Here is a 25,010-nt window from a genome sequence, read left to right on the forward strand (position 1 = left end):
ATCCGGCGTCAGCATAGCCATGCCCCGCCGACCGGCGCCGTGAACGGCATGCGATAGCGTCACGGGATGACCGCCTCCGACTCCGCACCCGCCGTCGTCATCTCCACCCCCGGCCTCGACGCCGCCGAGATCGCCGCCGTCACGGCCGTCGTCACCGCACTGACCTCGCGCACCGAGGCCGAGCCGGAGACCCCGCAGGAGCTCAGCGGGGGCTGGAACGACCGCGCCGCGGCGGTCCGCAGGCCGCTCCGGCCCGCACCCGGAGCGTGGCGCTCCTTCTCCGGCTGAGCGGACTCGAAGACGCAGCCCGTCGGGGAACGAGCGATCCGCAACGCGGAACGTGAAATTTGTCCCCCGATTAGTCCCCTAAAGTGCTGACTATGCGCCTCCTGGCGGAGCGAGCACACTAGTGGACGTACGGTGCTCCTCCTTCGGAAGGGGCACCGCCAATCACTCGCCGACCAGGGTAAGCAGGCGGGTGTGTTGGGGGCGAGTGAGGGTAATATTCGGGTTGTTACCCTCACTCGGGGTTTGACGGCGGGCCGGGCCCCCTCTTCGGAGGAGTGGACGGCCCGCCGCACTCCGTTAACGGGCTCTTCTCATCACGTGCTGTGCGCTCGACGGGCACTGCTCACGACGGCTCTGCTCACGCTCGTGCCGCGCCGACGATCGGTCCGCTCCGAGAGTTCGGGCGCGCCGAGACCTGAGCCGTGCTGAGAGCCGGAGCGTCCCGCCCGCGGCACCGATCCGACATCCGCACGCCCTCCGGGCCGGGTCGCCACCGGTCGCTGCGCATGGGGACGGCCGCGCCGTCCCGAGCGCGCTCCGCCGCTCAGACGTCCCGTCCGCCGACGCCGTCGCGCCGGATCTCGACCCAGGCGTCGACCTCGTCACCCGCGTCGTCGGAGCCGAGGGCGCCCGCGCTGCCGTCGCCGGCCGTCCGCAGGCCCACCACTGTGACCGCCGAGGCCGAGTCGGCCGACGCGGTGCGCACCACCACGCGGTCGACCTCCTCGCGGATCCCGCTCAGAGCCTGGGCGAGCTCCCCCAGCACCCGTCGGCTCTCGCCCTCGGAGGTGCGGTCGAGGCCGCCGTCGTCGAGCACCGACACGGTCACGCCCCGCCGCCGCGCGTCGAGCACGAGACGCCGCACCTCGTCGTCCAGCAGCCGCCGGCCGCGGATCTCGTCGCGCACGGCCGCCTCGAGCAGCCGGCACTCGCGCCGCTCCTCGTCGGTGAGGCCCGGTCCCGGCTCGGCGATGCGCAGCAGCATGTCGGCGGCGAGGGCGCGCGTCTGCTCCAGCCGGACCTCGCGCTCCGTGAGGTGCGCCTCCTCCGCGGCCCGCCACGACGCGGCCGCGCGCTCGGCCGCCTCGAGCACGCGCGCCTCGGAGCCCGCGCGCCCGAGCTCGACGATGAGCAGCTGCGCGATCGCGACCCAGGCGATCCCCCCGACGACGCCGAGAGTGGCCAGCGCGGCCGGGCCGGCCCAGAACACGGTGTGCACGATCAGGAAGCCGACGCCGACCCAGGCGCAGGCCGCGCGCCGGCGGGCGCACACGATCGTCATGAGGGTGCCGACCGCGGCGATGTACCAGGTGGAGTAGCCGTTGGAGGCACCCGGATCGAGCGACGGCGCGACCAGCAGCGGCAGAGCGACGGCGACCGCTGTCATCCCGACCGCGACGGGCAGGGCGAGCCGGGTCGTCGCTCCGGGCCAGAGGGCGACGACGGTCGCCGCGACGTACAGCGCGACCGCGACGAGGTCGGCCGGCGTGGCCGGGGAGATGCGGAAGGAGAAGAAGGCGAGCACCACGTGGTAGAGCGAGAAGCCGGCGCCGAGCGCCTGGAGCAGGGGGCGCGGGTAGGCGATCACGGCCCTCCTCCCGCGTCCGCCCGCCAGGAGAGGACGACTCGGGTGCCCTCTCCCGGAGTCGAGTCGACCCGCGCCGATCCCCGCGCGTTGTGCACCCGCTCGAGGATGGAGAGCCGGATGCCCAGCCGCTCGCGCGGGACGTCGGCGAGCCGGAAGCCGCGGCCGTCGTCCTCCACCACGACCTCCACCGCGCCGTCGCCCAGCAGCCCGTGCACGGCGCGGTGGACGCTGCCGCTCGGACCCGCGTGCTGGACGCTGTTGGCGAGCGCCTGCCAGACCGCGCCGAGCAGCGCCTCGGCCACCGGGCGCGGCAGCGTCGTCGCGCGCGGATCCACTCCCTCGGCCGTCGCGACCGCGATCTCGGTCCCGAAGGTGGACGCTGCGTGGGCGAGCTGGCGCTGCAGGAGCTCGAGCGGGACCAGCCCCTCGGGCGGCTCCGGCTCGTGGTCGGGCAGCAGCACGGCGAGGGTGCGCTGCGCCATCGAGGAGACCAGCGCACGCTCGGCCGGCGACTCGGCGGAGGCGGCGGAGAGCAGCGTCGCGAGCACGTTGTCGTGCACCAGGGCGTCGACCTCGACCCGCTCCACCTCGCCGGCGTGCTGGCGCATCGCCGCCTCGTACTGCTCCATGGCCGTCGTCTGCGCGCGATCGATCTGGTCGGCCGACTGCCGGAGCACGGTGATCAGCACCAGCATCACGAAGCCGACGATGCCCACGTAGGCGGCGTCGAGGATCGCGCGGGTCGGCTCCGCCCCGCCGCCGGAGGGGAGGACGCGCAGCAGCCCGAACAGCACGGTCGTCACCGACACGTACGCGATCGCGATCCGGAGGGGAGCCGCGATCGTGCAGAAGGCGGTGCCGATGGTCAGCAGGTACCAGATCCACGGGGTCTCGCGGTCCGCGCCCCCGGTGGAGACGGCGGCCGGCCAGGTCAGGAGGGCGATGAGGACACCGACGGCGACCAGGACCGCCGTGGTCCGCGTGCCCCGCCGCAGCACGGCGGTGACCACGGCGGCGGTGAGCGATCCGAAGACCAGCGCCAGCACCGGCCAGGCCACCTCGGGGCGCAGCAGGGGCAGCTGGGCGAGGATCGGCGGGACGGTCTGCACGCCGAAGCCGAAGCCGAAGAACGACACGACCGTGCTGATGATCCGGTCGATCCGCTCGCGCCCGGCGTTGCGGCGGGCGATCGGCGCCTCAGCGCCCGCCATCGCCGTCGTCCGGGTCGATGCCCGGCAGGATGCCGTCCTCCACCGCACGCCGCAGCAGATCGACCTTCGTCGGGGCGGGACGGCCGATCTCGACGTACTTGTCGCGGATCCGGTCGAGGTACTCCTTCGCCGTCGACACCGAGATCTGCAGCCGCTCGGCCACCAGCTTCAGCGGCAGGCCCGAGGCGTAGAGGTGCAGGACGTCGCGCTCGCGACGACCGAGCACGGCCCGCGCGAAGTCGTCGTCGGCGTCGATGGCCGAGGCCCACTCCAGATTGTTGAGGACCTCGCCGCGGGCGACCGTGCGGATGGCGGCGACGACCGTCGACATGGGCGAGGACTTCGGGATGACGCCGGCCGCTCCCGCGGCGAGCGCCTCCCGCACGGCCACGACGCGGTCCGCGATGCTGTGGACGAGGACGGCGGAGCCGCGCACCTGCCCCCACTTGACGTTGCTGGTGATGCTCGAGCCGTCGTTCAGGGACAGGTCGAGGACGAGCACCTCGATCTCGGCGCCGCCGATCGTGCTCTCGAGGGCCTGGACGGTCTCGGCGGCGGCGACCACCTGCATCCCCGCGCTCTCGACGGCGGCGGCCACGCCCAGGCGCACCGACTCGTGGTCGTCCACGATCGCCACGCGCACGCGCGGGGCCTCGGCTGCGTCGACGTGGGGCTCCATCCCGCCCATGGTACGCAGGCGCGAGCCCGCGGTCAGTCCTCTCGGCGGACCAGTCGCGCAACGGCCTCCACGTGGGAGGTGTGCGGGAAGAGGTCGAAGCCCTCGAGGCGCTCCAGCTCGTAGCCGGCCCCGGTCAGGGCGCCCACGTCGCGGGCGAGCGCGACCGGGTCGCAGGCGACGTAGACGAGCTGCGCCGGCCGCAGCTCCGCCAGAGCGTCGGTGACCGCTCGGCCGGCGCCCGAGCGCGGCGGGTCGAGGACCACGGTCGCCGCGCGCCACCGCGCCCGCTCGCGCGCATCGGCCTGGGCGACGACGTCGCGGAGGTAGCGGTCGACGCGGGCGGTCACCGCGCGGGCGCCGACCTGGTCGGCCAGGTTCTCGAGCGCGTGCTCGGTGGCGCGGGAGTCGCTCTCGACGCTGGTCACGCGCACTCCGGCGCCGAGGCGGTCGGCCAGCGCCGCGGCGAGCAGGCCCACCCCGCCGTAGAGGTCGTGGTTGGCGGCCGACGTGTCCGCCGCATCCGCGTCGACGGCGGCCTGCACGGCCTCGAAGAGCGCGGCGGCGGCTCCGCGGTGCACCTGCCAGAAGCCGGTGCGGTCGACCCGGAAGGTGCGGTCGGCGACGAACTCGCTCACCACCGTGCGGTCGCGGCGGGCGCGCTTGTCGGAGGGGTCGTGCACGAGCACCGCGGCCCCCTCGGACCCGGCCGCGTCGACGAGGTCGACCACCGAACCGGGAGCGAGGCGCTCGCCGAGCGGTGCGGCCAGGAAGGAGTCGGCGGTCGCGAGGGGCAGCGACTCCACGGTGACGACGTGGTGGCTGCGTGCCGCGTAGGGGCCGACCCGTCCGTCGTCGTCGACGTGGAGGCGGTTCCGCGTGCGCCAGCCGAGGCCGCCGGATGCGTCGTCCCCGCCGATCGGCGAGACCTCCACCTCGATCTCGCGACGGGCGAAGCGGGAGAAGGAGTCGACGAGCACGAGGCGCTTCAGCTCGCGCTGGTAGGCCAGGTCGGCGTGGCCGAGCTCGGCGCCGCCGACGCGCTCCTCCGGGCGGCGGTCGAGGGCGGCCTCGGGCCAGACGTGCTCGACCCGGTGCTCGGACGCCTCGAGCACCTCGAGCGCCTCGGCACGCCAGAAGCTGTCGTGCCGGACCTCGCTGATCCGCGCCCGCACGCGCTCGCCGGGGAGGACGTCCGGGACGAAGACGACGCGGCCCTCGTGCCGGGCGACGAACACGCCGCCGTGGGCGACGTTGCTAATGTCGAGCTCGATCTCGGTCCCGAGTGCGTCGTCAGCCCCGTCGGGGCGGGCGGATGCTCGGGACGGGGTCTGTGCCATCCGTCGAGCATCCCACAGCGTGGGCCCGGCCGCAGGGAGCCCTCGTGCGCCTCTACCTCGCCTCCACCTCCCCCGCGCGCCTCGCGCTGCTGCGGGCCTCCGGGATCGAGCCCGTCGTCGTCCCCTCCGAGGTGGACGAGCCCGCGGCCGTCGCCCGGGCCGAGCAGGAGCGGGGCGCGGCACTGGACGCGGACGCCACCGTCTCGCTGCTCGCCCGCGCCAAGGCGCACGCCGTCCTGCGCCCGGACATCGACGGTCTGGTGCTCGGCGGCGACTCCGCGTTCGTCCTCGACGGGGTCGTCCACGGCAAGCCGCACGAGCCGGAGCGGGCCCGGGAGCGCTGGCGCGCCCAGCGCGGTCGCACCGGCCGCCTCCACTCCGGCCACTGGCTCGTCGACCACCGCGGCGGGAGGATCGTCGCCGAGGCCGGAGCGGTCACCTCCGCCGCCGTCACGTTCGCCGATGACATCGACGACGCCGAGATCGACGCCTACGTCGCCACCGGCGAGCCCCTCGAGGTGGCCGGCGCCTTCACCATCGACGGCCGCGGCGCCGGCTTCATCACCGCGATCGAGGGCGACCCCTCGACGGTGATCGGGATGTCGGTGCCGACCCTCCGCACTCTGGTGCGGAGCCTCGGCGTCGACTGGACCGCGCTCTGGAACCGCTGAGGCCCGTCCCGCCCTTGTGAGGAACCGACGAAGGCCCTCCGCTTCTTTGTGGTGAGCCGCGCCGGGCCGGGCGGAGCCGCCCCCTAGGGTTGGGGACCATGCCGAAGATTACGAAGGTGCTCGTCGCCAACCGGGGCGAGATCGCCGTCCGAGTCATCCGCGCCGCCCGCGACAGCGGGATCGCCTCCGTGGCCGTCTACGCCGACCAGGACCGCGACGCCGTGCACAGCCGCCTCGCCGACGAGGCCTACGCCCTCGGCGGGACGACCAGCGCCGAGACCTACCTCGTCATCGACAAGCTGCTCTCGGTGGCCCGCCGCTCCGGTGCCGACGCCGTGCACCCCGGCTACGGCTTCCTCGCCGAGAACGCCGACTTCGCCCGCGCCGTCATCGACGCCGGCCTGATCTGGATCGGCCCCGGCCCCGAGGCCATCGAGCGCCTCGGCGACAAGGTCTCGGCCCGCCACGTCGCCGAGAAGGTCGGCGCGCCGCTCGCCCCGGGAACCCTCAACCCCGTCTCCGGTGCCGCCGAGGTGCTCGAGTTCGTGGACCAGTACGGCCTCCCCGTCGCGATCAAGGCGGCCTTCGGCGGCGGCGGTCGCGGCCTCAAGGTCGCCCGCGAGCGCGACGAGGTCGAGGAGCTGTTCGCCTCCGCCACGCGCGAGGCCGTCGCCGCCTTCGGCCGCGGCGAGTGCTTCGTCGAGAAGTACCTCGACCAGCCGCGCCACGTCGAGACCCAGTGCCTGGCCGACGCGCACGGCAACGTCGTCGTGGTCTCCACCCGCGACTGCTCCCTCCAGCGCCGCCACCAGAAGCTCGTCGAGGAGGCGCCCGCGCCGTTCCTGACGGACGCGCAGAACACAGAGCTCTACCGCGCCTCGAAGGCGATCCTGCAGGAGGTCGGCTACCTCGGCGCCGGAACCTGCGAGTTCCTGATCGGCAAGGACGGCACGGTGTCCTTCCTCGAGGTGAACACCCGCCTCCAGGTCGAGCACCCCGTGTCGGAGGAGATCACCGGCATCGACCTCGTGCGCGAGCAGTTCCGCCTCGCCGAGGGCGGCGTGCTCGACTACGACGACCCGGCGCCCCGCGGCCACTCCTTCGAGTTCCGCATCAACGGCGAGGACGCGGGCCGCGGCTTCCTCCCCGCTCCGGGCCCGGTGCACGTCTTCAAGGCCCCCGGCGGACCCGGCGTCCGCGTCGACTCCGGCGTCGTCGCCGGCGACGTGATCTCCGGCTCCTTCGACTCGCTCCTCGCGAAGCTGATCGTCACCGGCGACAGCCGCGAGCAGGCGCTGGAGCGCTCGCGCCGCGCCCTCGCCGAGTTCGAGGTCACCGGACTGCCGACCGTCCTCCCCTTCCACCGCGCGATCGTCGAGGACCCGGCCTTCGCCCCCGAGGGCGGCGCGCCCTTCACGATCTACACCCGCTGGATCGAGACCGAGTTCGAGAACACGATCCCGGCCTGGAGCGGCGAGCCCGGAGCGACCGACGAGCCGGCGGCCCGCCGGAACGTGGTCGTCGAGGTCGACGGGCGCCGCGTCGAGGTCACGCTCCCCGGCGACCTGGTCGGCTCGGGACCCGCCCGCGGGGCCGCTGCCGCCTCCCCGAAGCGCCGCGGCTCCTCCTCCGTCAGCACCGTCACGGGCGACTCCGTCGCCTCGCCCATGCAGGCCACCATCGTCAAGGTCGCCGTCGCCGAGGGCGACACGGTCGTCACCGGCGACCTGGTCGTCGTCCTCGAGGCGATGAAGATGGAGCAGCCGCTCACCGCCCACAAGGACGGCGTCGTGAAGGGCCTCGACGCGACGGCCGGAGCGACCGTCCCCGCGGGACACGTGCTCCTCCAGATCGTCTGAGCTTGTTCCGGGCCGCTCCCCGCGCGGCCCGGCGCGGTCGGCTCCTCGACGTGAGGGATACCGCAGAGCGGGTTGTGTCGCGCTGCCGTGAATCGCTTCGCACGCGATTCCCGGTCGCGCGCTCTGCCGATGAAAGGCCGCTCCCCGCGCGGTCCGGCGCGGTCGGCTCCTCGACGTGGGGGGGTACCGCAGAGCGGGTCGCGTCGCGCTGCCGTGAATCGCTTCGCACGCGATTCCCGGTCGCGCGCTCTGCCGATGAAAGGCCGCTCCCCGCGCGGTCCGGCGCGGTCGGCTCCTCGACGTGGGGGGGTACCGCAGAGCGGGTCGCGTCGCGCTGCCGTGAATCGCTTCGCACGCGATTCCCGGTCGCGCGCTCTGCCGATGAAGGGCCGCACCTCGCGCGGCCCGGCGGAGGGGCGCGTCAGGTGACGATGTGCATGGCGCGCGCGGCGTCCGAGATCGAGCCGGTGAGGCTCGGGTAGACGGTGAAGGCCCGCGCGACCTGGTCGACGGTCAGGCGGTGCTCCACGGCGAGGGCGAGCGGGAAGATCAGCTCGCTCGCCTTCGGAGCGACGATGACGCCTCCGATGACGGTGCCGGAGCCGGTGCGCGCGAACAGCTTCACGAAGCCGTCGCGGATGCCCATCATCTTCGCCCGCGGGTTCGCGGCGAGCGGGAGCTTGTAGATCTCGCCCTGCGCGATGCCCTCCTCGATCTCGCGCTGGCTCCACCCGACGGTCGCGATCTCGGGCTGCGTGAAGATGTTCGCCGCGACGTTGCGCACCTCGGTCGGGTTCACGGCGTCGCCCATGGCGTGGAACACTCCGGTGCGGCCCTGCATGGCGGCGACGGAGGCGAGCGGGAGGAACGTGGTGCAGTCCCCGGCCGCGTAGATCGAGGGGACGCTGGTGCGGGCGACGCGGTTGACGCGGATGTGCCCCGACTCCGTCAGCTGCACCCCCGCCTCCTCGAGGCCGATGCCCGCCGTGTTCGGCACGGACCCGACGGCCATCAGGCAGTGCGAGCCCTCGACGACGCGTCCGTCCGAGAGCACGGCCTGCACGCCCTTCTCGGTCCGCTCGACGCGGTCGGCGCGCGACTTCGAGAGCACGACCATGCCGTTGCGCTTGAAGACGTTCTCGATCACAGCGGCCGCGTCGGCGTCCTCGCCGGGCAGCACCTGGTCGCGGGAGGAGATGAGGGTCACGCGGGCGCCGAGCGCACGGTAGGCGGAGGCGAACTCCGCGCCGGTCACGCCGGAGCCCACCACGATCAGGTGCTCGGGGACCGACTTGAGGTTGTAGAGCTGGGTCCAGCTGAGGATGCGCTCGCCGTCGGGAGCCGCGGTCGGGAGCACACGCGGGCTGGCGCCCACCGAGACCACGATCGTGTCCGCCTCGATGCGGTCGAAGTCCATGCCCTCGCCACCGGCCGCCGTCGAGACGATCAGGGCGTTCGAGCCGTCCAGGCGCCCGTCCCCCTGGACGATGCGCACGCCGTGGTGCACCAGGTTCGCGCGCATGTCCTCGGACTGCTGGCGCGCGAGGCCGAGCAGGCGCTTGTTCACCGTCGCCAGGTTGACCGCCACGTCCGGGCGCACCGGCTTGTTCAGCTCCGAGCGGGTGAAGAACTGCACGCCCAGGTCGGCGGCCTCGCCGATGGCGTTGGTGGCCTCCGCCGTCGCGATGAGCGACTTCGACGGGACGACGTCGGTGATGACGGCCGAGCCGCCCACTCCGACCCGCTCGACCAGGGTGACCTCGGCGCCGAGCTGCGCTCCCGCGATGGCGGCTTCATAGCCGCCCGGCCCCCCTCCGAGTACAGCGATCCTCTGCGCGCGCTCGAACTCGTAAGCCATGCTTCCCATTGTCCTCTCTCACTGAGTGTTCGCCCAATCGCGGGGTGTCGGATCGGCCGCGGGAGTCGCCCTCCGCCGCCGCGCAGCCCGTCGGTAGGGTGGGAGGATGTCCGACCAGACCCTGCACCCCCTCGACGCCCCCGACGCCGATCCCTTCGAGATCGCGGCCCGCGCGGCCGCTCAGATCGCCGAGGCGACAGGGGTCGAGAAGCACGACATCGCCCTCACCCTCGGCAGCGGCTGGGGCAAGGCCGCCGACGCGATCGGCGAGACGACCGCGACGGTGGAGGCCACCGAGATCCTCGGCTTCTCCAAGCCGGCCGTGCACGGGCACGGCGGCACCCTGCGCTCCGTCCTGCTCCCCACCGGCAGGCGCGCGCTGATCATCGGCGCCCGCACGCACTACTACGAGGGCTACGGCGTGCGCCGCGTCGCGCACAGCGTCCGCACCGCCGCCGCGACGGGCGCAACGGTGATGATCCTCACCAACGGCGCGGGCGGCATCAAGGAGCACTGGACGCCCGGGACCCCCGTGCTGATCAGCGACCACATCAACCTCACCGCCGACTCGCCGCTCGAGGGCGCGACCTTCGTCGACCTCACCGACCTCTACTCCTCGCGCCTGCGCGACCTCGCCCGGGGGACGCGTCCTGAGCTGGACGAGGGCGTGTACGTGCAGTTCCGCGGGCCGCACTACGAGAGCCCGGCCGAGGTGCAGATGGCGAAGATCATCGGCGGCCACATCGTCGGCATGTCGACCGCCCTCGAGGCCATCGCCGCGCGCGAGGCGGGAATGGAGGTGCTGGGCATGTCGCTCATCACGAACCTCGCCGCCGGCATCCAGAAGACCCCCCTCAGCCACGAGGAGGTGCTCGAGGCCGGCCGCGACGCCGAGGACGACCTCGCCCGCCTGCTCGCCGGGATCACGGGCGCCCTGTGAGCGCCGACGTCCGGGAGCTCGCCGAGGCCTGGCTCGCCCAGGACCCCGACCCGGAGACGCGGGAGGAGCTGGTCGGCCTGCTGACCGCCTCCGACTCGGGCGACGCCTCGGCCCGCGCCGAGCTGGAGGACCGTTTCGGCGCCCGCCTGGCGTTCGGCACCGCGGGCCTGCGCGGCGCCATCGCGGCGGGATCCAACCGGATGAACCGCGTGCTGGTCTCGCAGGCCGCCGTCGGCCTGGCCGACTTCCTGCTGGCGCAGGGCGTCCAGCGGCCCGTGGTCGTGATCGGCTACGACGGCCGGAAGAACTCGCGCGTCTTCGCGGAGGACTCCGCCGCGCTGATGGCGGGCGCCGGCGTGGACGCGGTGCTGCTGCCCCGGCTCCTGCCCACCCCCGTGCTGGCCTTCGCCGTGCGCCACCTCGGCGCCGACGCCGGAGTGATGGTCACGGCGAGCCACAACCCGCCGCAGGACAACGGCTACAAGGTGTACCTCGGCGGCGCCGACGAGGGCTCGCAGATCGTGCCGCCGGTCGACTCCGAGATCGCCGAGCGGATCCTCGCGGTCGCGCGGGACCGGCGCGTTCCGGAGCTGCCGCGCGGCGAGTACCGGCTCGCGGACGAGTCCGTGGTCGCCGCCTACATCGAGGCGACGGCCTCCGTCGGCCGCCAGTCCGCTCCGCTGCGCATCGTCTACACGGCGATGCACGGGGTCGGCTGGGAGACGGCGCACCGGGTGCTCTCCGCGGCGGGATTCGACGAGCCGGCAGTCGTGGTCGAGCAGATCGAGCCCGACGCGGCGTTCCCCACGGTCGCGTTCCCGAACCCGGAGGAGGCGGGCGCCCTCGACCTCGCCTTCTCGACCGCGCGCTCCGGTCGCGCGCAGCTGATCGTGGCCAACGACCCGGACGCCGACCGCTTCGCCGCCGCCGTGCCCGACGCCTCCGCCCCGGAGGGCTTCCGGCGCCTCACCGGCAACGAGGTCGGAGCGCTGCTCGGCTGGCGCGCCGCCGAGCAGGCCCGCCGCGAGGGCCGCACCGGAGGAGCGCTCGCCTGCTCGATCGTGTCCTCCCCCGCCCTCGGTGCTGTGGCGGCCGACTACGGCCTCGACTTCGCCGAGACGCTCACGGGCTTCAAGTGGATCTCGCGCGTCCCCGACCTCGTCTTCGGCTACGAGGAGGCGCTCGGCTACCTGGTGAACCCCGGGACGGTCCGCGACAAGGACGGCGTCTCGGCCGCGCTCGCCTTCCTCTCCCTCGCGAGCGGGCTCGCCGCCGAGGAGCGCACGATCGACGACGAGCTGGAGTCGTTCGCCGAGCGGTTCGGGCTCTTCGGATCGGAGCAGATCTCGCTCCGCGTCACCGACCACTCCGAGATCGGCCGGATCATGGCCGGACTGCGCGCGACGCCTCCGACCGCGATCGGCGGTCTCGCCGTCGAGCGGAGCGAGGACCTGCTCGCCGAGGGCGGCGCGCTGCCTCCGACCGACGCGCTCCGCTTCTCCCTGGACGGTGCCCGTCTCATCGCGCGCCCGAGCGGCACGGAGCCGAAGGTCAAGCTCTACCTCGACGCCTGGTCGCACGACTCCGACGCCGACGCCCGCCGGGCGGCCGTCTCGTCCCGCCTCGCCGCCCTGCGCACCGGCGCCGCGGAGCTCCTCGCGTAGGTCCCCCTCCGGTCAGCGGGGCGGGCGGACACCGATCCGCTCGCCCCGCTTCCAGAGCCACTCCACCGGACCGAGCTCGAATCGGCGCAGCCACAGGTGCGCGGCGAGCACGACGACCGCCGCGATGAGCAGGAACGCTCCGACGGTCGCCGGGACGCGCCACTGCGCGGCGGTCACCGCCAGCCCGAGTCCCCAGCCGTAGAAGAGGGCGCCGCCGAGCAGGTTCTGCAGGAGGTAGGCGCTCAGGGCGACCCGGCCGACCTCCCGCGCCCGGCGTGCCGCCCAGCCCTCGGCGCCCCGGCGGAGGCAGGCCTCGGCGAGGGCCGCGAGCAGGCCGAGCCCGACCAGGGGCGCGACGAGGTAGCGCTCGGCGAGCAGACCGGCGGCGCTCCCCCCGATGCCCAGCGCGAGGTCGACGGGGAGGGCGAGGGCGCCGAGGACCATCAGGCGACGGCGGAGTGACGCGCCCTCGGCGGCGAGGACCCCCGCCCGATGGAGGCGCGCGCCGAGGAGGAACATCGCGAGGCTGAGGAGCCCGATGAGCACCGGCTCCGCACGGAAGACGCCCGCGTTCTGCAGCCGGAAGAGGGCGAGGCCGAGGAACGACGCGTCCGCGTAGGGGCTCCGGCCGGTCGGCCCCTGTCCGGCACCGTCCGGACTCGCCGCCACGAGCGCCACGAGCGCCGAGATCAGGACGACGTGCAGAGCGCCGCAGACGAGGATCACGCGGCGCTGCGTCGTCGGCCGGGTGAGCAGCAGCCAGGCGACGACGGCTCCGGTGACGGCGTATCCCATGAGGACGTCGAACTCCGCGATCAGCACGTAGTTGACCGCGCCGTCCAGGAGGAGGAGCGTCGCGCGCCAGAGGTAGCGGCCCGGCCAGCGCGTCCCGCGCCGGACCGCGGACGCGTGCTGGATCGCGAGGCCCACCCCGAAGGCGAGGGAGAGGAGGGCGAGGAACTTGCCCTGCGCCAGCGCCATCAGCAGGAGCTGCGCAGTCCCGGCGGAGGAGGAGGTCTCCGGCGTCACCGGGACGGAGAGCAGTCCGAGCATCCCCCAGGGGTGGGAGAAGATCCAGATGTTCGTGCCGAGGGTCCCGATGATCGCGACACCGCGGACGACGTCCAGGGTCGCGATGCGGCGGCCGGCTCCGGCACGGGGCGGCAATACGGTCGTATTGGTCATGTCCGAGAGCGTAGCCTGCTCGAGCAGTCGAACGAGAGGGACGCCATGCCGGATCGGCGCGAGAGCAGGAGCGACATCCTCTCGGCGGTCGTCGCCGTCCTCTCGACCCGCGGGGCGGAGCACCTCAGCATCCGCACCGTCGCGGCCGAGGCCGGCGTCTCGGTGGGGGCCGTCCAGCACCACTTCCCGACGAAGCAGGCGCTGCTGGCCGGCGCGATGGCCCGGGTCGAGGAGCGCTTCCGCGAGCGGATGCGGAGCCGCCTGGAGGCCGAACCCTCGGCCGAGGTGCGGCTGCGCGTTTTCTGCGACGAGATCGCGTGCGTCGCGGACGAGGACGTCCCCGACGCGATCGTGTGGACCGCCTTCGCCTCCCGCGCCGGCACCGATCCGGAGATCCGCGCGATCCACACCGCCGGCTGGTCGCGAACGGAGGACGTCGTCCTCGAGCTGCTGCGCGCCGCGCATCCCGCGGCGTCGTTCGGCGCCGACGACGCGGCGCTTCTCCTCGCGGTCCTCGACGGCATCGCGGTCTCCCGCGCGGCCGAGCGGCCCGCCCGCCTCTCCCCCGCCCGCGCCCGCCGCCTGATCGGCACCGTCCTCGAGCAGCTCGCCGCCCGCTGACCCCCCGAGGTCCGAGCAGCCGTCCGCGCGGGAACCCGGCTCCCGGCACGCCGCTCCGCGGCCACTCGACCAGCAGGGGCGGACGACGGACGCCCTCCCACCGCACGGTAGACACATCGCGCCCTGGAAATGGGAGTCTTGATACGCCGCTCTGCGGCTACTCGACCAGCAGGAGGAGGGAGCGCCCTCTCACCGCAAGGTGGAGGGCGCGTCCGAGAATCGCGTGGCAGCGATTCGAGGCAGCCCGACGGAATACGCTCTGCGGAACGCGCCCCGTCGGGAGGCCGACCGCGCTGAGCCGCGCAGGGAGCGGCTCAGAAACGGACTCAGCCCAGCGCTCGCTCGATCTTCTCCGTGATCTCGTTCTGGTCGAGGTAGTTGTCGATGACGACGACCTCGGCGAAGGTGCGGCCGATGCGGTCGACGAGCTCGCCGGAGGTGAGGATGACCTGCGCGTCGGCGGCGAGCGCGTCGACGGAGGCCAGGTCGGAGGCGATCACCTCGGCCTCGAGGTCGAGGGTCTCGAGGGCGCGCTCGGCGCCGAGCTTGAGGATGGCGGAGGTGCCGATTCCGGCGCCGCAGAGGGTGACGATCTTCATGCGCTTCTTCCGTGGTGCGGGTGGTGCGGGGTGCTGTCGGTGAGGACGGCGTTGATGCTGCGGAGGGTGCGGGCCGCGGCGAGGGCGCCGACCGCGTCCGGACGGCTGAGCACGTCGGCGAGCCCGGAGACGAAACCGACGTGCCCGTGCGCCTGGGTGGCGGCGATCCCGATGACGACCGAGACCGGATCGTTGGTGCTGTGCCCGAAGGCGACGGGCTCGGCCAGCGTGACGACGGAGAGGCCGTCCGCGAGGACGTCGTTGCCGGGCCGGGCGTGCGCGAGGGCGAGGCCGGGCGCGATGACGATGTACGGCCCGAGCACGTCGACCTGCTCGACCATGCGCCGGGAGTAGGCGGCGTCCACCGCGCCGGTCCGCTCGAGAGCACGGCCCGCCTCGAGGACGGCTTCCCGCCAGGATCCGGCCGAGTGGCGGAGGGCCACCGCCTCCTCGGGGAGCGCGTCGAGCGGCACCGTCAGGCCGCCTCGAAGCCGGCGCTGATCGTCTCGACGAGCTCGCGGCGCTCGTCGAGCGGCAGGAAGGCGGCGTGGGCCGCGTTGAGCTGGAAGGCCTCGAAGTCGTCGAGATCGTACCCGAACGCGTCCGACAGGAGGGCGAGCTCGCGGCTGAGGGTCGTCGCGCTCATCAGGCGGTTGTCGGTGTTCACCGTGACGCGGAAGCCCAGCTGGTAGAGCAGGTCGAAGGGGTGGTCGGCGAGCTCGGCACCCCAGGCCGCGACGGCGCCGGTCTGCAGGTTGGAGGAGGGGCTGAGCTCGAGGGCGATCTCGCGGTCCTTCACCCACTCCGAGAGCTCGCCGAGGGTCACGTAGCTCGCGTCGTCGTCCTGGCGCTCGATGCGGATGTCCTCCGCGATCCGGACGCCGTGACCCAGGCGCAGCGCGCGGCCGTCGAGCAGGGCGGAGCGGATGCTGTCGAGGCCGTCCGCCTCCCCCGCGTGCACCGTGGTCGGGAAGTGCGCCGCCGCGAGCAGCTCGAAGGCGGGACGGTGCCTCGAGGCGGGGAAGCCCGCCTCGGCTCCGGCGATGTCGAAGCCGATCGCACCGCGCTCGCGGTGGCGCAGCGCCAGCTCGGCGACCTCGAGCGAGCGGTCGGCGTGCCGCATCGCGGTGATCAGCTGGCCGACGCGGATGCGGTGTCCCTGCGCCGCCGCCTCCTGCACGCCCTGCTGCAGCCCCTCCTGGACCGCCTCGACAGCCGCGTCGAGCGAGAGCCCGGCGCGCTGGTGCTGCTCCGGCGCCCAGCGCACCTCGCCGTGCACGACTCCGTCGGCGGCGAGGTCGAGCACGAACTCGCGGGCCACGCGCTCGAGCGCCGGCGCGGTCTGCATCACGGCGACCGTCGTCTCGAAGGTGGCGATGTAGTCGGTGAGGGAGCCGGAGTCGGCCGTGGCGCGGAACCACTCGGCGAGCGCGTCCGGCTCCTCGGCCGGGAGCGGCACGCCCGTCTCGCGGGCGATCTCGAGGACCGTCCCGGGCCGCAGGCCTCCGTCGAGGTGGTCGTGCAGCGACACCTTGGGGAGCTCGTCGATGAGGACGCCCTCGCCCGGGAGGAGGTACTCCTCGGTCTGATCGGTCACGGTGCTCCTCGCAGGTCGGCGGTGGTTCGCCGACCACCCTAGAGGGTCGGCGGAAGCGGCTCGCCGGGCGGCGCCTCCTCCGTGCCGGGCGGCGCGGGGCTAGGAGACGCGCTCCGCCACGAGGGGGCCGCCGTCGAGCACCTCGTCGCCCTCGTCGCCGATCCGGAAGGCACCGTCGAGCGCCTCGAGCGCCCGGGCGAAGCGCTCCGGCTCGTCTGCCGAGAGGGTGATCAGGGCCTGGCCCGCGCGGACTCGGTCGCCCGGCTTCGCGTGCAGGTCGATCCCCGCCGCGTGCTGCACCGCGTCGGACTGGCGCGCGCGTCCGGCGCCCAGGCGCCAGGCGGCGATGCCGAACGGCAGCGCCTGCTGCTCCACCAGGACGCCGTCGCGCTCGGCGACCACGACGTGGGTCTCGCGGGCCTCGGGGAGCGCCGCATCCGGATCCCCTCCCTGAGCGCGGATGACCGCGCGCCAGGTGTCCATCGCCGCGCCGCCGTCGAGGGCGCGCTCGACATCCGCGTCCGGCTGCCCGGCGAGGGCCAGCATCTCGCGGGCCAGGGCCAGCGTCAGCTCCCGGACGTCCGAGGGGCCGCCGCCGGCGAGCACCTCGACCGACTCCCGCACCTCGTTCGCGTTGCCGATGGCCAGACCGAGCGGCACGTTCATGTTGGTCAGCAGCGCGGTGGTCCGCACCCCCGCGTCGTTGCCGAGGTCGACCATCGCCCGCGCCAGCTCCCGCGAGCGCTCGATGTCGACCATGAACGCCCCGGAGCCGAACTTCACGTCGAGCACCAGGGCGTCGGTCCCCTCGGCGATCTTCTTCGACATGATCGAGGACGCGATCAGCGGGATCGCCTCGACGGTCCCGGTGATGTCCCGGAGCGCGTAGAGCTTCTTGTCGGCGGGGGCCAGGCCCGAGCCCGCGGCGCAGATCACGCCGCCGACCGTCCGCAGCTGCTCCAGCATCTCCTCGTTGCCGAGGTCGGCCCGCCAGCCCGGGATCGACTCCAGCTTGTCGAGCGTTCCGCCCGTGTGGCCGAGCCCGCGTCCCGAGAGCTGGGGCACCGCCACGCCGAAGGAGGCGACCAGCGGCATCAGCGGCAGCGTGATCTTGTCGCCGACCCCGCCCGTGGAGTGCTTGTCGACCGTGCGCTTGCCGAGCCCGTCGAAGCGCATGCGCTCGCCGCTGGCGATCATGGCCAGGGTGAGGTCGCGGATCTCGTCGCGCTCCATCCCGTTCAGCAGGACCGCCATCGCGAAGGCCGCCATCTGCTCGTCGGCGACGTAGCCGCGGGTGTAGGCGTCGATCAGCCAGTCGATCTGCGCGGTCGAGAGCGTGCCGCGGTCGCGCTTGGTGCGGATGATGTCGACGGCGTCGAAGTCCTCGACGGGGGTGGTGCGGGTCATGCGGAGTCCTCGGTTCGGGAGTGGGAGCGGTGACGGCGGCCCTAGGAGGCGGCGTAGGCCTCGAGCGTGCGCGGGCCGAAGGCGTCGGGGATGACCTCGTCGATCGTCTTCACGCCCGACACGGTCTGGAGGAGCATGCCCTCGGCCGAGTGCTCGAAGAGCAGCTGGCGGCAGCGCCCGCAGGGCATCAGGACGCCGCCCTTCCCGTCGACGCAGGTGAAGGCGACGAGCCGGCCGCCGCCCGTCATGTGCAGAGAGGACACCAGCGCGCACTCGGCGCAGAGCGTGAGCCCGTAGGAGGCGTTCTCGACGTTGCAGCCCGAGATCGTCCGGCCGTCGTCCACGAGCGCGGCGACGCCGACGGGGAACTTCGAGTACGGGACGTAGGCGTGGCTCATGGCCTCGAGGGCGGCCTCGCGCAGCGCCTCCCAGTCGATGTCGGTCACGACGGCTCCTCTCAGGACTTCAGGTACGGCTTGCCGGCGGCGGCCGGTCCGCGGGACTGGCCGACGAGACCGGCCACCGCGAAGATCGTCACGACGTACGGCAGCATCAGCATGAACTCGCTGGGCACGGGCGAGCCGATGACGCCGAGCACGTTCTGCAGGTTGGTCGCGAAGCCGAACAGGAGCGACGCGAGCGTCGCCTTGATCGGGTCCCAGCGGCCGAAGATGACGGCGGCCAGGGCGATGAAGCCCGCGCCCGCGGTCATCTCCTTGCCGAACGCGCCGACCGCGTCGAGCGTGTAGTACGCGCCGCCGACTCCGGCGATCGCCCCGGCGAGGGAGACGTTCCAGAAGCGCGTGCGGGCGACATCGATGCCCACGGTGTCCGCGGCCTGCGGGTGCTCGCCGACGGCGCGCAGGCGGAGGCCCCACTTGGTCTTGAACAGGCCCCACCACACCGCGAAGATCGCGAAGTACATCAGGTAGACGATCACCGTCTGGTTGAACAGGACGGCGCCCACGATCGGCACCTGGCTGAGCACCGGGATCGGGAGGCGGTCGAACTTCACCGGCGAGTTGAACGTCGACGCGTCGGCGGAGAGGACCTGGGAGTAGAGGAAGCTCGTCAGGCCGGTCACCAGCACGTTCAGCACGACTCCGACGATCACCTGGTCGACCAGGTACTTGATCGCGAAGGCGGCCAGCACGAACGACACCAGGACGCTCGCGACCATCGCCGCGAGCAGGCCGAGCACCGGCTGGCGGGTGAGGGAGCCGACCATCGCCGCGGTGAAGGCGCCGGCGAGCAGCTGCCCCTCGATCGCGACGTTGACGACTCCGACCCGCTCCGAGATGACGCCGCCGAGCGAGCCGAAGATCAGCGGAGTGGCCAGCCCGACGGTCCCGAGCAGCAGTCCCGAGACGGGCAGCGCGGCACCGGCCGACGCCCAGACGAGGAACCCGATCAGGAAGACCAGGGCGAAGACCGCCGAGAGCCAGAGCGGGATCCGGCGGCCGGCGCGGGTGAGCGCGGCCGACGCGACGGCCAGGGCGACCAGGAGGATCGCGACGACCACTCCCGTCCCCCGCGTCGGGAACGGGATGTCCGGCAGCGCGAAGAAGTCGGTCCCCGCGGCGAGGCGGAACGAGCTCGTCCCGTCGCGGCCGAGGACCACGAAGAGGACGACGGCGAGCAGCGCGAAGACGCCGAACGCGATCGGCGCCTTCCAGCTGCGGATCACGACGCGGTCGGGGGCGGTGGCGACGGCGGTGCTCATGCGGACACCTCCGAGGTGCGGCGGGTGCGGCGCTTCGGGGCTGCCCCGGGCGTCGGGAGGCGGAAGATCGCGCGCACCAGCGGCGGTGCGGCGATGAAGAGGACGATCAGCGACTGGACGACGAGGACCACGTCGATCGGCACGCCCTCGGCGGCCTGCATCGAGTAGCCGCCCGCCTTGAAGGCGCCGAAGAGGATGCCGGCGAAGAACACGCCCCAGGGTCGGGAGCGGCCCAGCAGCGCGACCGTGATCGCGTCGAAGCCGATGCCCGCGTCGATCCCGGACGTGAAGCCGGTCGTCACCGTCCCCATCACCTGGGCGCTGCCGGCGAGGCCGAGCAGGCCGCCGGAGAGCAGCATCGCGTACACGTAGCTGTTCTTCACATCGATGCCCGCGACCCGTGCCGCGTGCGGGTTCTCCCCCACCGCGCGGAACTTGAAGCCGATCGTCGAGCGGTTCAGGAGCCACCAGACGAACACGGTCGCGAGGACCGCGAAGACGAAGCCGAGCGTGAGCGAGTATCCGGGGCCGAGGAGCGCCGGGAAGACCGCGGTCTCCTTCATCCCGGGCGACTTCGGGTTGTTCGAGCCGGGCGCCTGCAGCGCGCCGGGCGTCCGCAGGAGGTAGGAGATCAGGTAGAACGCGACGTAGTTGAGCATGATCGTGAGGATCACCTCGTGCGCGCCGGTGCGGGCCTTGAGCAGTCCCACGAGTCCGCCCCAGAGCGCGCCGCCCAGGATTCCGGCGGCGAGCGCGACGATCAGGTGCACGCCCCACGGGAGGTCGAAGGAGAAGCCGACCCAGCCCGCGCAGGCGGCGGCGATCAGCATCTGGCCGCGGCCGCCGATGTTGAACAGGCCGACGCGGAAGGCCAGCGCCACTCCGAGCCCGCCGGCGATCAGCGGGGTCGCGAAGGCCAGGGTGTCCGTCAGCGGCTTGATGCCGTTGGCGAAGCCCTCGCGGCGGAAGTTGTAGACCGAGCCCTGGAAGAGCGAGGAGTAGGCACCGGAGACGGACTGCCAGATCGCCTGCAGGGTGTCGAGCGGCCGGGCGAAGAAGTAGCCCGACGCCGCCTGGACGTCCTTGTCGGTCGCGGCGATCAGCACGCCGCCCGCGATGAGGGAGAGCAGCACGGCGAGCACCGACATCAGCGCGGTGCCGGAGAGGATCTCGCGCAGGACGCGGGAGGCGCCGCTCTCGAGCGGGCCGGTGCGCACCTCCTGATCCGGCTTCTGGCCGGGCTCGAGCCCGGACGCCTTCTCGGTCTCCGCATCGGGATCGACCGCGGGCAGTTGCGCGTCGCTCACGCCGCCGCTCCCTTCTCGGCGGGCGTCTGCCCGGCCATCATGAGCCCCAGGACCTCGCGGGGCGTGTCGGCGGGGACGATGCCGATGATCCCGCCCTTGTACATGACCGCGATGCGGTCGGCGAGCGCCGCGACCTCGTCGAGCTCCGTCGACACCACGATCACGGGGACCCCGGTGTCGCGCGTCTCGACGATGCGCTTGTGGACGAACTCGATGGAGCCGACGTCGATGCCGCGGGTGGGCTGCGCCGCGATGAACAGCCGCAGCTCCCGGCTGAGCTCGCGCGCGAGCACCACCTTCTGCTGGTTGCCTCCGGAGAGGCGGCCGACGTGGGTGCCGATCCCCTGGGCGCGCACGTCGAACTCGCGCACCCGCTCCTCGGCGAAGCGCTCGAGCTCCTTCAGCCGCAGGCCCAGTCCCTTCACGAACGGACCGCGGTCGCTGCGGTCGAGCATGAGGTTCTCGGCGATCGTGAACTCGGCGACCAGACCGTCCTCGGTGCGGTCCTCGGGGACGAAGCCGACCCCCGACTCGAGGACGCGGCGCACGGACAGCCCGTCGAGGCGGCGCCCGTCCAGGGTCACCGAGCCCTCGACCCGCTCCTGCAGGCCCATGATCGCCTCGGTGAGCTCGGTCTGGCCGTTGCCCTGCACGCCCGCGATCGCGAGGATCTCGCCGCGGCGGACCTCGAAGGAGACGTCGTCGACGACGGCCTGGCCGTTGGCGTCGCGCACGGTGAGGTTCGAGACGACGAGGGCCTCGTCGCCCGGCACCGCCTGCTCCTTCTGCACCGTCAGCTCGACGGCGCGGCCCACCATCAGCGAGGCGAGCTCGGCGTTGCTCGCCGTCGGCGACGCCTCCCCCACGACTCTGCCGAGGCGTATGACCGTGATGCGGTCCCCGACCTCGCGCACCTCGCGGAGCTTGTGCGTGATGAAGACGATGGCGGTCCCGGCCGCACGCAGCTGGCGCATGATCGCGATCAGCTCGTCGGTCTCCTGCGGGGTCAGCACCGCGGTCGGCTCGTCGAACACGAGCACCCGGGCGTCGCGGGAGAGCGCCTTGATGATCTCGACCCGCTGCTGCACGCCGACGGGGAGGTCCTCGACCAGGGCGTCGGGATCCACGTCGAAGCCGAAGCGGTCCGAGATCTCGCGCACCCGGGCGCGCGCGGCAGCGAGGTCCAGGCGCCCGCCGGCCTTCGTCTCCTCGTGGCCCAGCATGACGTTCTCGGCGACGGTGAACACGGGGACGAGCATGAAGTGCTGGTGGACCATCCCGATGCCCGCCTTCATGGCGTCACCCGGACCGGAGAAGTGCTGGACCGCGTCGTCCAGCAGGATCTCCCCCTCCTCGGCCTGGTACAGGCCGTAGAGCACGTTCATGAGCGTCGACTTGCCCGCGCCGTTCTCGCCGAGGAGGCAGTGGATCTCACCGGGTTCGACGGTGAGATCGATGTGGTCGTTGGCCACGAGCGCGCCGAAGCGCTTCGTGATGCCACGCAGTTCGAGCTTCATGGGACCAATCTAACTTTCGGTTCGCGCCACGATGCGCCGTCGGCCGGGATCGAGGGACGCAGCGGAGCCGATCCGCCCGCCGGACCGACGAAGAGGCCGGCGGGCCCGAGGTGTGCTCGGGCCCGCCGGCCTCTTCGAGGAAGCGGCTAGGACGCCGCGGGAGCGGACGGGGAGGTGACGGTGATGGAGCCGTCGATGATGCCCGCCTTGATGGTGTCGAGCTCGCCCTGCAGGTCGCCCGAGACCTTCGACTCGAAGTCGTGGAACGGCGCGATGCCGACTCCGTCGTTCTCGAGGGTGCCCACGAAGGGAGTGGGGTCGAAGTCGTCGGCTCCGGCGGAGCTGGTGACGTCGGTCGTGCCGGCCTCGATGCCCTTGAGGATCGAGGTCAGGTACAGGTCGGCGCCGTCGGGGTAGGTCTCGTACAGGTCCGCGTCCACGCCGACCATCGCGATGTCCTTGCCGGAGTCGCGGATCGCCTCGATCGCCGACTGGAAGATCGGACCGCCGACGGGGAGGATGACGTCCGCGTTCTGGTCGATCAGCGACTGCGCGGCCGACTTGGCCTCGACGCCCGCCGCGAAGCCGCCGGTGAAGGAGCCGGTCTGCGCGTCGACGTCCCAGCCGACGACCTTGACGTCCTTCCCCTTCTGCTCGTTGTAGTACTTCACGCCGTCGGCGTAGCCGTCCATGAAGATCGTGACGGTCGGGAACTGCTGGCCGCCGTAGGTGCCGACGACGCCGGTCTTGGAGTACGACGCGGCCGTGTAGCCGGCGAGGAACGCCGCCTGCGAGGTGTCGAAGGTGATCGGCTTGACGTTCGGCAGGTCGATCGACGCGTCGTCGATGATCGCGAAGTCGATGTCCGTGTTCGCCTCGGCCGCGGCCGACGTGGCCTCGGCCAGCGCGAAGCCGACGGTGATGATCAGGTTGCAGCCCTGGTCGACGAGGCTGGTCAGGTTCGGGGCGTAGTCCGTCTCGGACTCCGAGGTGACGGTCTTCGGCGTGACGCCGAGGTCCTCCGAGGCCTTCACGAGGCCGTTGTAGCCGAGCTCGTTGAACGACTTGTCGTCGAACCCGCCCGCGTCGGAGACCATGCAGGGCAGGAAGTCGCCACCGGCGGCGGCGCTGGAGCCGCTCTCCTCGGGGGCGGAGGCGCAACCGGCGAGAAGCGCGGTGACGCCGAGGGCGGCGAGACCGCCGAACGCGGCCTTACGCGAGGTGATAGTCAAGATGTCGTCCTCCAGGAATGCGGCCCCGCGCGACGAGCGCAGCAGGGCGTCGATCCCCACACGTTACCCAATGTGACAAGCCGCTCAGCCGCCCGGACGGTGGTGGTCAGGAAGAGTTACACAGTGTTGATCTTCGCGACACGCGGAGCGTGTCGCGGGGTGCGGGCGGCTGTGCTCGATTCCGAGCCGCGGGGCGGCTCGGCGCGGTCGGCTTCGCGACGGGTGCGTTCCGCAGAGCGGGTCGCGTCGGGCTGGCCTGAATCGCTGGCACGCGATTCCTGCTCGCGGCCCTCTCCTCTGCTGCCGGACGTCGAGAGTGCTCGGGGGAGCTCCGCGCTGCGCGCGGTCGGGCACGGACGCGATGCTCCTCCATGGTGGTCGAGTTGCCGCGGAAGCGGCGGATCGAGACCCGGCCACCAGCCCCCAGGGCGACGGCCGAGGTCCTCACCGGTGGTGGTCGAGTGGCCGCGCGAACGGCGTATCGGGACCTCCGCACGCGCATGAGGCGAGGGGCGGAACGGCGAAGCGCGGCGCCTCCGAGGGGAGGGCCGCGCTTCGCCGGGTGTGACGGAGGGCTAGAGGACGTCGGTGCGGCCGGAGAGGCGCAGGGCGTCGACGACGCCCTTGACCTTCTGGGCGTTCTCGGTCGTGGTCACCAGGAGCGCATCGGGGGTGTCCACGACGACGATGTCCTTCACTCCGATGAGGGCGATGGTGCGGTTGCCGCCGCTGACGACGATGCCCGTCGCGGAGTCGGCGAGCACACGCGCGTCCTCGCCGAGGATGGCGAGGTCCGAGCGGAGTCCGCTCGAGTGCAGCTTCGCGATGGACGCGAAGTCGCCCACGTCGTCCCAGGAGAAGTGGCCCGGCACGACGGCCAGCTTGCCCGCGGCCGCGGCCGGCTCTGCGACGGAGTAGTCGATCGCGATCTTCTCCAGGCCCGGCCAGATGCGGTCGACGACCGCGCCGCGCTCCGGGGTGTCCCACGCGGCGGCGAGCTCGAGCAGTCCGGCGAGCAGCTTCGGCTTCGCGCGGCCGAGCTCCTCGAGGAGGCGGTCGGCGCGGGCGATGAACATGCCCGCGTTCCAGAGGTACTGACCGCTGGAGAGGTAGGCGCGCGCGGTGTCGGCGTCGGGCTTCTCGACGAAGGAGTCGACGGCGAGCGTGTGCGTCGCCCCGTCGATCCCGAGGTGCTTCCCCGTGCGGATGTAGCCGAAGCCCACGGCAGGCTCGGTCGGCGTGATGCCGATGGTCGCGATGTAGCCCGCGTCCGCCGCGACGACGGCCTCGGCGACCGCGTCGTGGAACAGCTGCTGACCGCTGATGACGTGGTCGGCGGCGAACGAGCCGATGATCACGCCGGGCTGGCGGCGCTCGAGGATGGCGGCGGCCAGGCCGATCGCGGCGGACGAGTCGCGCGGCTCGCTCTCGAGGACGACGTTGAGGTCCTCGAGGCTCTCGAGCTGCTCCTCGACGGCGGCGCGGTGCGCGCGCCCCGTCACGACCATGATCCGGTCGGCGCCCGAGATGGGCGCGAGGCGGTCCCAGGTGTCGCGGAGGAGGGTCTGTCCCGACCCCGTCAGATCGTGCAGGAACTTCGGGGCGTCGGCCCGGGAGAGCGGCCACAGCCTCGAGCCGATCCCGCCGGCGGGGATCACGCTGTAGAAGCGGTCGAGCGGGGCGCGGCCATCGGTCTCAGGTGATGTCATGTCCGCAGGATACAAGGG

General features: G+C 72.9%; 22 protein-coding genes. 6 read left to right on the plus strand and 16 right to left on the minus strand.

Features of this window, described 5'->3' with window-relative positions:
* Positions 1-66 precede the first annotated feature (66 nt).
* Positions 67-288 carry an acyl-CoA carboxylase subunit epsilon gene (locus tag GSU40_RS11345; RefSeq protein ID WP_104225462.1) on the plus strand — a complete coding sequence of 74 codons (222 nt, stop codon included), beginning with the start codon at positions 67-69 and terminating at the stop codon, positions 286-288.
* Positions 289-832: 544 nt separating this feature from the next.
* Here GSU40_RS11345 and GSU40_RS11350 read toward each other — a convergent pair.
* The 4 genes from GSU40_RS11350 to GSU40_RS11365 are packed head-to-tail and all read right to left on the minus strand — an operon-like array spanning position 833 to position 5,103.
* Complete coding sequence (locus tag GSU40_RS11350; RefSeq protein ID WP_104225461.1) at positions 833-1,876, minus strand: hypothetical protein; 1,044 nt, start codon at positions 1,874-1,876, stop codon at positions 833-835.
* Entirely contained in the window at positions 1,873-3,087 is a 1,215-nt protein-coding gene (locus GSU40_RS11355; RefSeq protein ID WP_160035026.1) for an ATP-binding protein, read from the minus strand. The genes GSU40_RS11350 and GSU40_RS11355 overlap by 4 nt, the downstream gene beginning before the upstream one ends.
* Positions 3,074-3,766 carry a response regulator transcription factor gene (locus GSU40_RS11360; RefSeq protein ID WP_244229469.1) on the minus strand — a complete coding sequence of 231 codons (693 nt, stop codon included), beginning with the start codon at positions 3,764-3,766 and terminating at the stop codon, positions 3,074-3,076. The genes GSU40_RS11355 and GSU40_RS11360 overlap by 14 nt, the downstream gene beginning before the upstream one ends.
* 32 nt (positions 3,767-3,798) lie before the next feature.
* Positions 3,799-5,103, minus strand: coding sequence for a TRAM domain-containing protein (locus tag GSU40_RS11365; RefSeq protein ID WP_160035028.1), 1,305 nt, complete (start codon positions 5,101-5,103; stop codon positions 3,799-3,801).
* Positions 5,104-5,147: 44 nt separating this feature from the next.
* On the opposite strand from GSU40_RS11365, the gene GSU40_RS11370 reads away from it, so the two are divergent.
* Positions 5,148-5,774: a nucleoside triphosphate pyrophosphatase gene (locus GSU40_RS11370; RefSeq protein WP_181027094.1), complete on the plus strand. Its 627-nt coding sequence runs from the start codon at positions 5,148-5,150 to the stop codon at positions 5,772-5,774.
* Positions 5,775-5,872: 98 nt separating this feature from the next.
* On the plus strand, positions 5,873-7,633 hold the full coding sequence (locus GSU40_RS11375; RefSeq protein WP_104223170.1) for a biotin carboxylase N-terminal domain-containing protein: 1,761 nt from the start codon (positions 5,873-5,875) through the stop codon (positions 7,631-7,633).
* 421 nt (positions 7,634-8,054) lie between these two features.
* On the opposite strand, the gene GSU40_RS11380 is transcribed toward GSU40_RS11375, so the two are convergent.
* A complete protein-coding gene (locus tag GSU40_RS11380) occupies positions 8,055-9,491 on the minus strand; it encodes an NAD(P)H-quinone dehydrogenase (protein WP_104283337.1) in 1,437 nt (478 codons plus the stop codon).
* Positions 9,492-9,597: 106 nt separating this feature from the next.
* On the opposite strand from GSU40_RS11380, the gene GSU40_RS11385 reads away from it, so the two are divergent.
* Entirely contained in the window at positions 9,598-10,431 is an 834-nt protein-coding gene (locus tag GSU40_RS11385; RefSeq protein ID WP_104238027.1) for a purine-nucleoside phosphorylase, read from the plus strand.
* On the plus strand, positions 10,428-12,095 hold the full coding sequence (locus GSU40_RS11390) for a phospho-sugar mutase (protein ID WP_160035030.1): 1,668 nt from the start codon (positions 10,428-10,430) through the stop codon (positions 12,093-12,095). Before GSU40_RS11385 ends, GSU40_RS11390 begins: the two co-directional genes overlap by 4 nt.
* Positions 12,096-12,107: 12 nt before the next feature.
* Here GSU40_RS11390 and GSU40_RS11395 read toward each other — a convergent pair whose 3' ends face one another.
* Positions 12,108-13,280 (minus strand): DUF418 domain-containing protein, encoded by a 1,173-nt coding sequence (locus tag GSU40_RS11395; protein WP_160035032.1) that lies wholly within the window; start codon positions 13,278-13,280, stop codon positions 12,108-12,110.
* 45 nt (positions 13,281-13,325) lie between these two features.
* Here GSU40_RS11395 and GSU40_RS11400 point away from each other — a divergent pair, with 45 nt between their 5' ends.
* Positions 13,326-13,901, plus strand: a complete 576-nt coding sequence (locus tag GSU40_RS11400) for a TetR/AcrR family transcriptional regulator (protein WP_104249480.1) — start codon at positions 13,326-13,328, stop codon at positions 13,899-13,901.
* A 326-nt stretch (positions 13,902-14,227) separates the two neighbouring features.
* On the opposite strand, the gene GSU40_RS11405 is transcribed toward GSU40_RS11400, so the two are convergent.
* The 10 genes from GSU40_RS11405 to GSU40_RS11450 all read right to left on the minus strand — a co-directional run bounded on the left by GSU40_RS11405 (position 14,228) and on the right by GSU40_RS11450 (position 24,992).
* Positions 14,228-14,500, minus strand: coding sequence for a PTS sugar transporter subunit IIB (locus GSU40_RS11405; RefSeq protein WP_104226416.1), 273 nt, complete (start codon positions 14,498-14,500; stop codon positions 14,228-14,230).
* Complete coding sequence (locus GSU40_RS11410) at positions 14,497-14,973, minus strand: PTS sugar transporter subunit IIA (protein ID WP_104223177.1); 477 nt, start codon at positions 14,971-14,973, stop codon at positions 14,497-14,499. Before GSU40_RS11410 ends, GSU40_RS11405 begins: the two co-directional genes overlap by 4 nt.
* 2 nt (positions 14,974-14,975) lie before the next feature.
* Positions 14,976-16,097 (minus strand): adenosine deaminase, encoded by a 1,122-nt coding sequence (locus GSU40_RS11415; protein ID WP_104249478.1) that lies wholly within the window; start codon positions 16,095-16,097, stop codon positions 14,976-14,978.
* Positions 16,098-16,196: 99 nt separating this feature from the next.
* Positions 16,197-17,504 carry a thymidine phosphorylase gene (locus GSU40_RS11420; protein WP_160035034.1) on the minus strand — a complete coding sequence of 436 codons (1,308 nt, stop codon included), beginning with the start codon at positions 17,502-17,504 and terminating at the stop codon, positions 16,197-16,199.
* A 41-nt stretch (positions 17,505-17,545) separates the two neighbouring features.
* Complete coding sequence (locus GSU40_RS11425; protein WP_104223180.1) at positions 17,546-17,950, minus strand: cytidine deaminase; 405 nt, start codon at positions 17,948-17,950, stop codon at positions 17,546-17,548.
* A gap of 11 nt (positions 17,951-17,961) precedes the next feature.
* Positions 17,962-19,227 (minus strand): ABC transporter permease, encoded by a 1,266-nt coding sequence (locus tag GSU40_RS11430; protein WP_160035036.1) that lies wholly within the window; start codon positions 19,225-19,227, stop codon positions 17,962-17,964.
* Positions 19,224-20,534: an ABC transporter permease gene (locus GSU40_RS11435; protein ID WP_208543314.1), complete on the minus strand. Its 1,311-nt coding sequence runs from the start codon at positions 20,532-20,534 to the stop codon at positions 19,224-19,226. Before GSU40_RS11435 ends, GSU40_RS11430 begins: the two co-directional genes overlap by 4 nt.
* Positions 20,531-22,051: an ABC transporter ATP-binding protein gene (locus GSU40_RS11440; RefSeq protein WP_104223182.1), complete on the minus strand. Its 1,521-nt coding sequence runs from the start codon at positions 22,049-22,051 to the stop codon at positions 20,531-20,533. The genes GSU40_RS11435 and GSU40_RS11440 overlap by 4 nt, the downstream gene beginning before the upstream one ends.
* Before the next feature lie 146 nt (positions 22,052-22,197).
* Positions 22,198-23,283, minus strand: coding sequence for a BMP family ABC transporter substrate-binding protein (locus GSU40_RS11445; RefSeq protein WP_104232890.1), 1,086 nt, complete (start codon positions 23,281-23,283; stop codon positions 22,198-22,200).
* A 575-nt stretch (positions 23,284-23,858) separates the two neighbouring features.
* Entirely contained in the window at positions 23,859-24,992 is a 1,134-nt protein-coding gene (locus GSU40_RS11450; RefSeq protein ID WP_104223184.1) for a mannose-1-phosphate guanylyltransferase, read from the minus strand.
* Between the last annotated feature and the right edge of the window lie 18 nt (positions 24,993-25,010).

Origin of the sequence: Rathayibacter sp. VKM Ac-2805, assembly GCF_009834265.1 — a bacterium.
GTDB lineage: Bacteria > Actinomycetota > Actinomycetes > Actinomycetales > Microbacteriaceae > Rathayibacter.

Coding starts and splice junctions, on each gene's coding strand:
- GSU40_RS11345 (WP_104225462.1), top strand. CDS start 67: ATGACCGCCTCCGACTCCGCACCCGCCGTCGTCATCTCCACCCCCGGC.
- GSU40_RS11355 (WP_160035026.1), bottom strand. CDS start 3,087: ATGGCGGGCGCTGAGGCGCCGATCGCCCGCCGCAACGCCGGGCGCGAG.
- GSU40_RS11360 (WP_244229469.1), bottom strand. CDS start 3,766: ATGGAGCCCCACGTCGACGCAGCCGAGGCCCCGCGCGTGCGCGTGGCG.
- GSU40_RS11365 (WP_160035028.1), bottom strand. CDS start 5,103: ATGGCACAGACCCCGTCCCGAGCATCCGCCCGCCCCGACGGGGCTGAC.
- GSU40_RS11375 (WP_104223170.1), top strand. CDS start 5,873: ATGCCGAAGATTACGAAGGTGCTCGTCGCCAACCGGGGCGAGATCGCC.
- GSU40_RS11380 (WP_104283337.1), bottom strand. CDS start 9,491: ATGGCTTACGAGTTCGAGCGCGCGCAGAGGATCGCTGTACTCGGAGGG.
- GSU40_RS11385 (WP_104238027.1), top strand. CDS start 9,598: ATGTCCGACCAGACCCTGCACCCCCTCGACGCCCCCGACGCCGATCCC.
- GSU40_RS11395 (WP_160035032.1), bottom strand. CDS start 13,280: ATGACCAATACGACCGTATTGCCGCCCCGTGCCGGAGCCGGCCGCCGC.
- GSU40_RS11400 (WP_104249480.1), top strand. CDS start 13,326: ATGCCGGATCGGCGCGAGAGCAGGAGCGACATCCTCTCGGCGGTCGTC.
- GSU40_RS11405 (WP_104226416.1), bottom strand. CDS start 14,500: ATGAAGATCGTCACCCTCTGCGGCGCCGGAATCGGCACCTCCGCCATC.
- GSU40_RS11420 (WP_160035034.1), bottom strand. CDS start 17,504: ATGACCCGCACCACCCCCGTCGAGGACTTCGACGCCGTCGACATCATC.
- GSU40_RS11430 (WP_160035036.1), bottom strand. CDS start 19,227: ATGAGCACCGCCGTCGCCACCGCCCCCGACCGCGTCGTGATCCGCAGC.
- GSU40_RS11440 (WP_104223182.1), bottom strand. CDS start 22,051: ATGAAGCTCGAACTGCGTGGCATCACGAAGCGCTTCGGCGCGCTCGTG.
- GSU40_RS11450 (WP_104223184.1), bottom strand. CDS start 24,992: ATGACATCACCTGAGACCGATGGCCGCGCCCCGCTCGACCGCTTCTAC.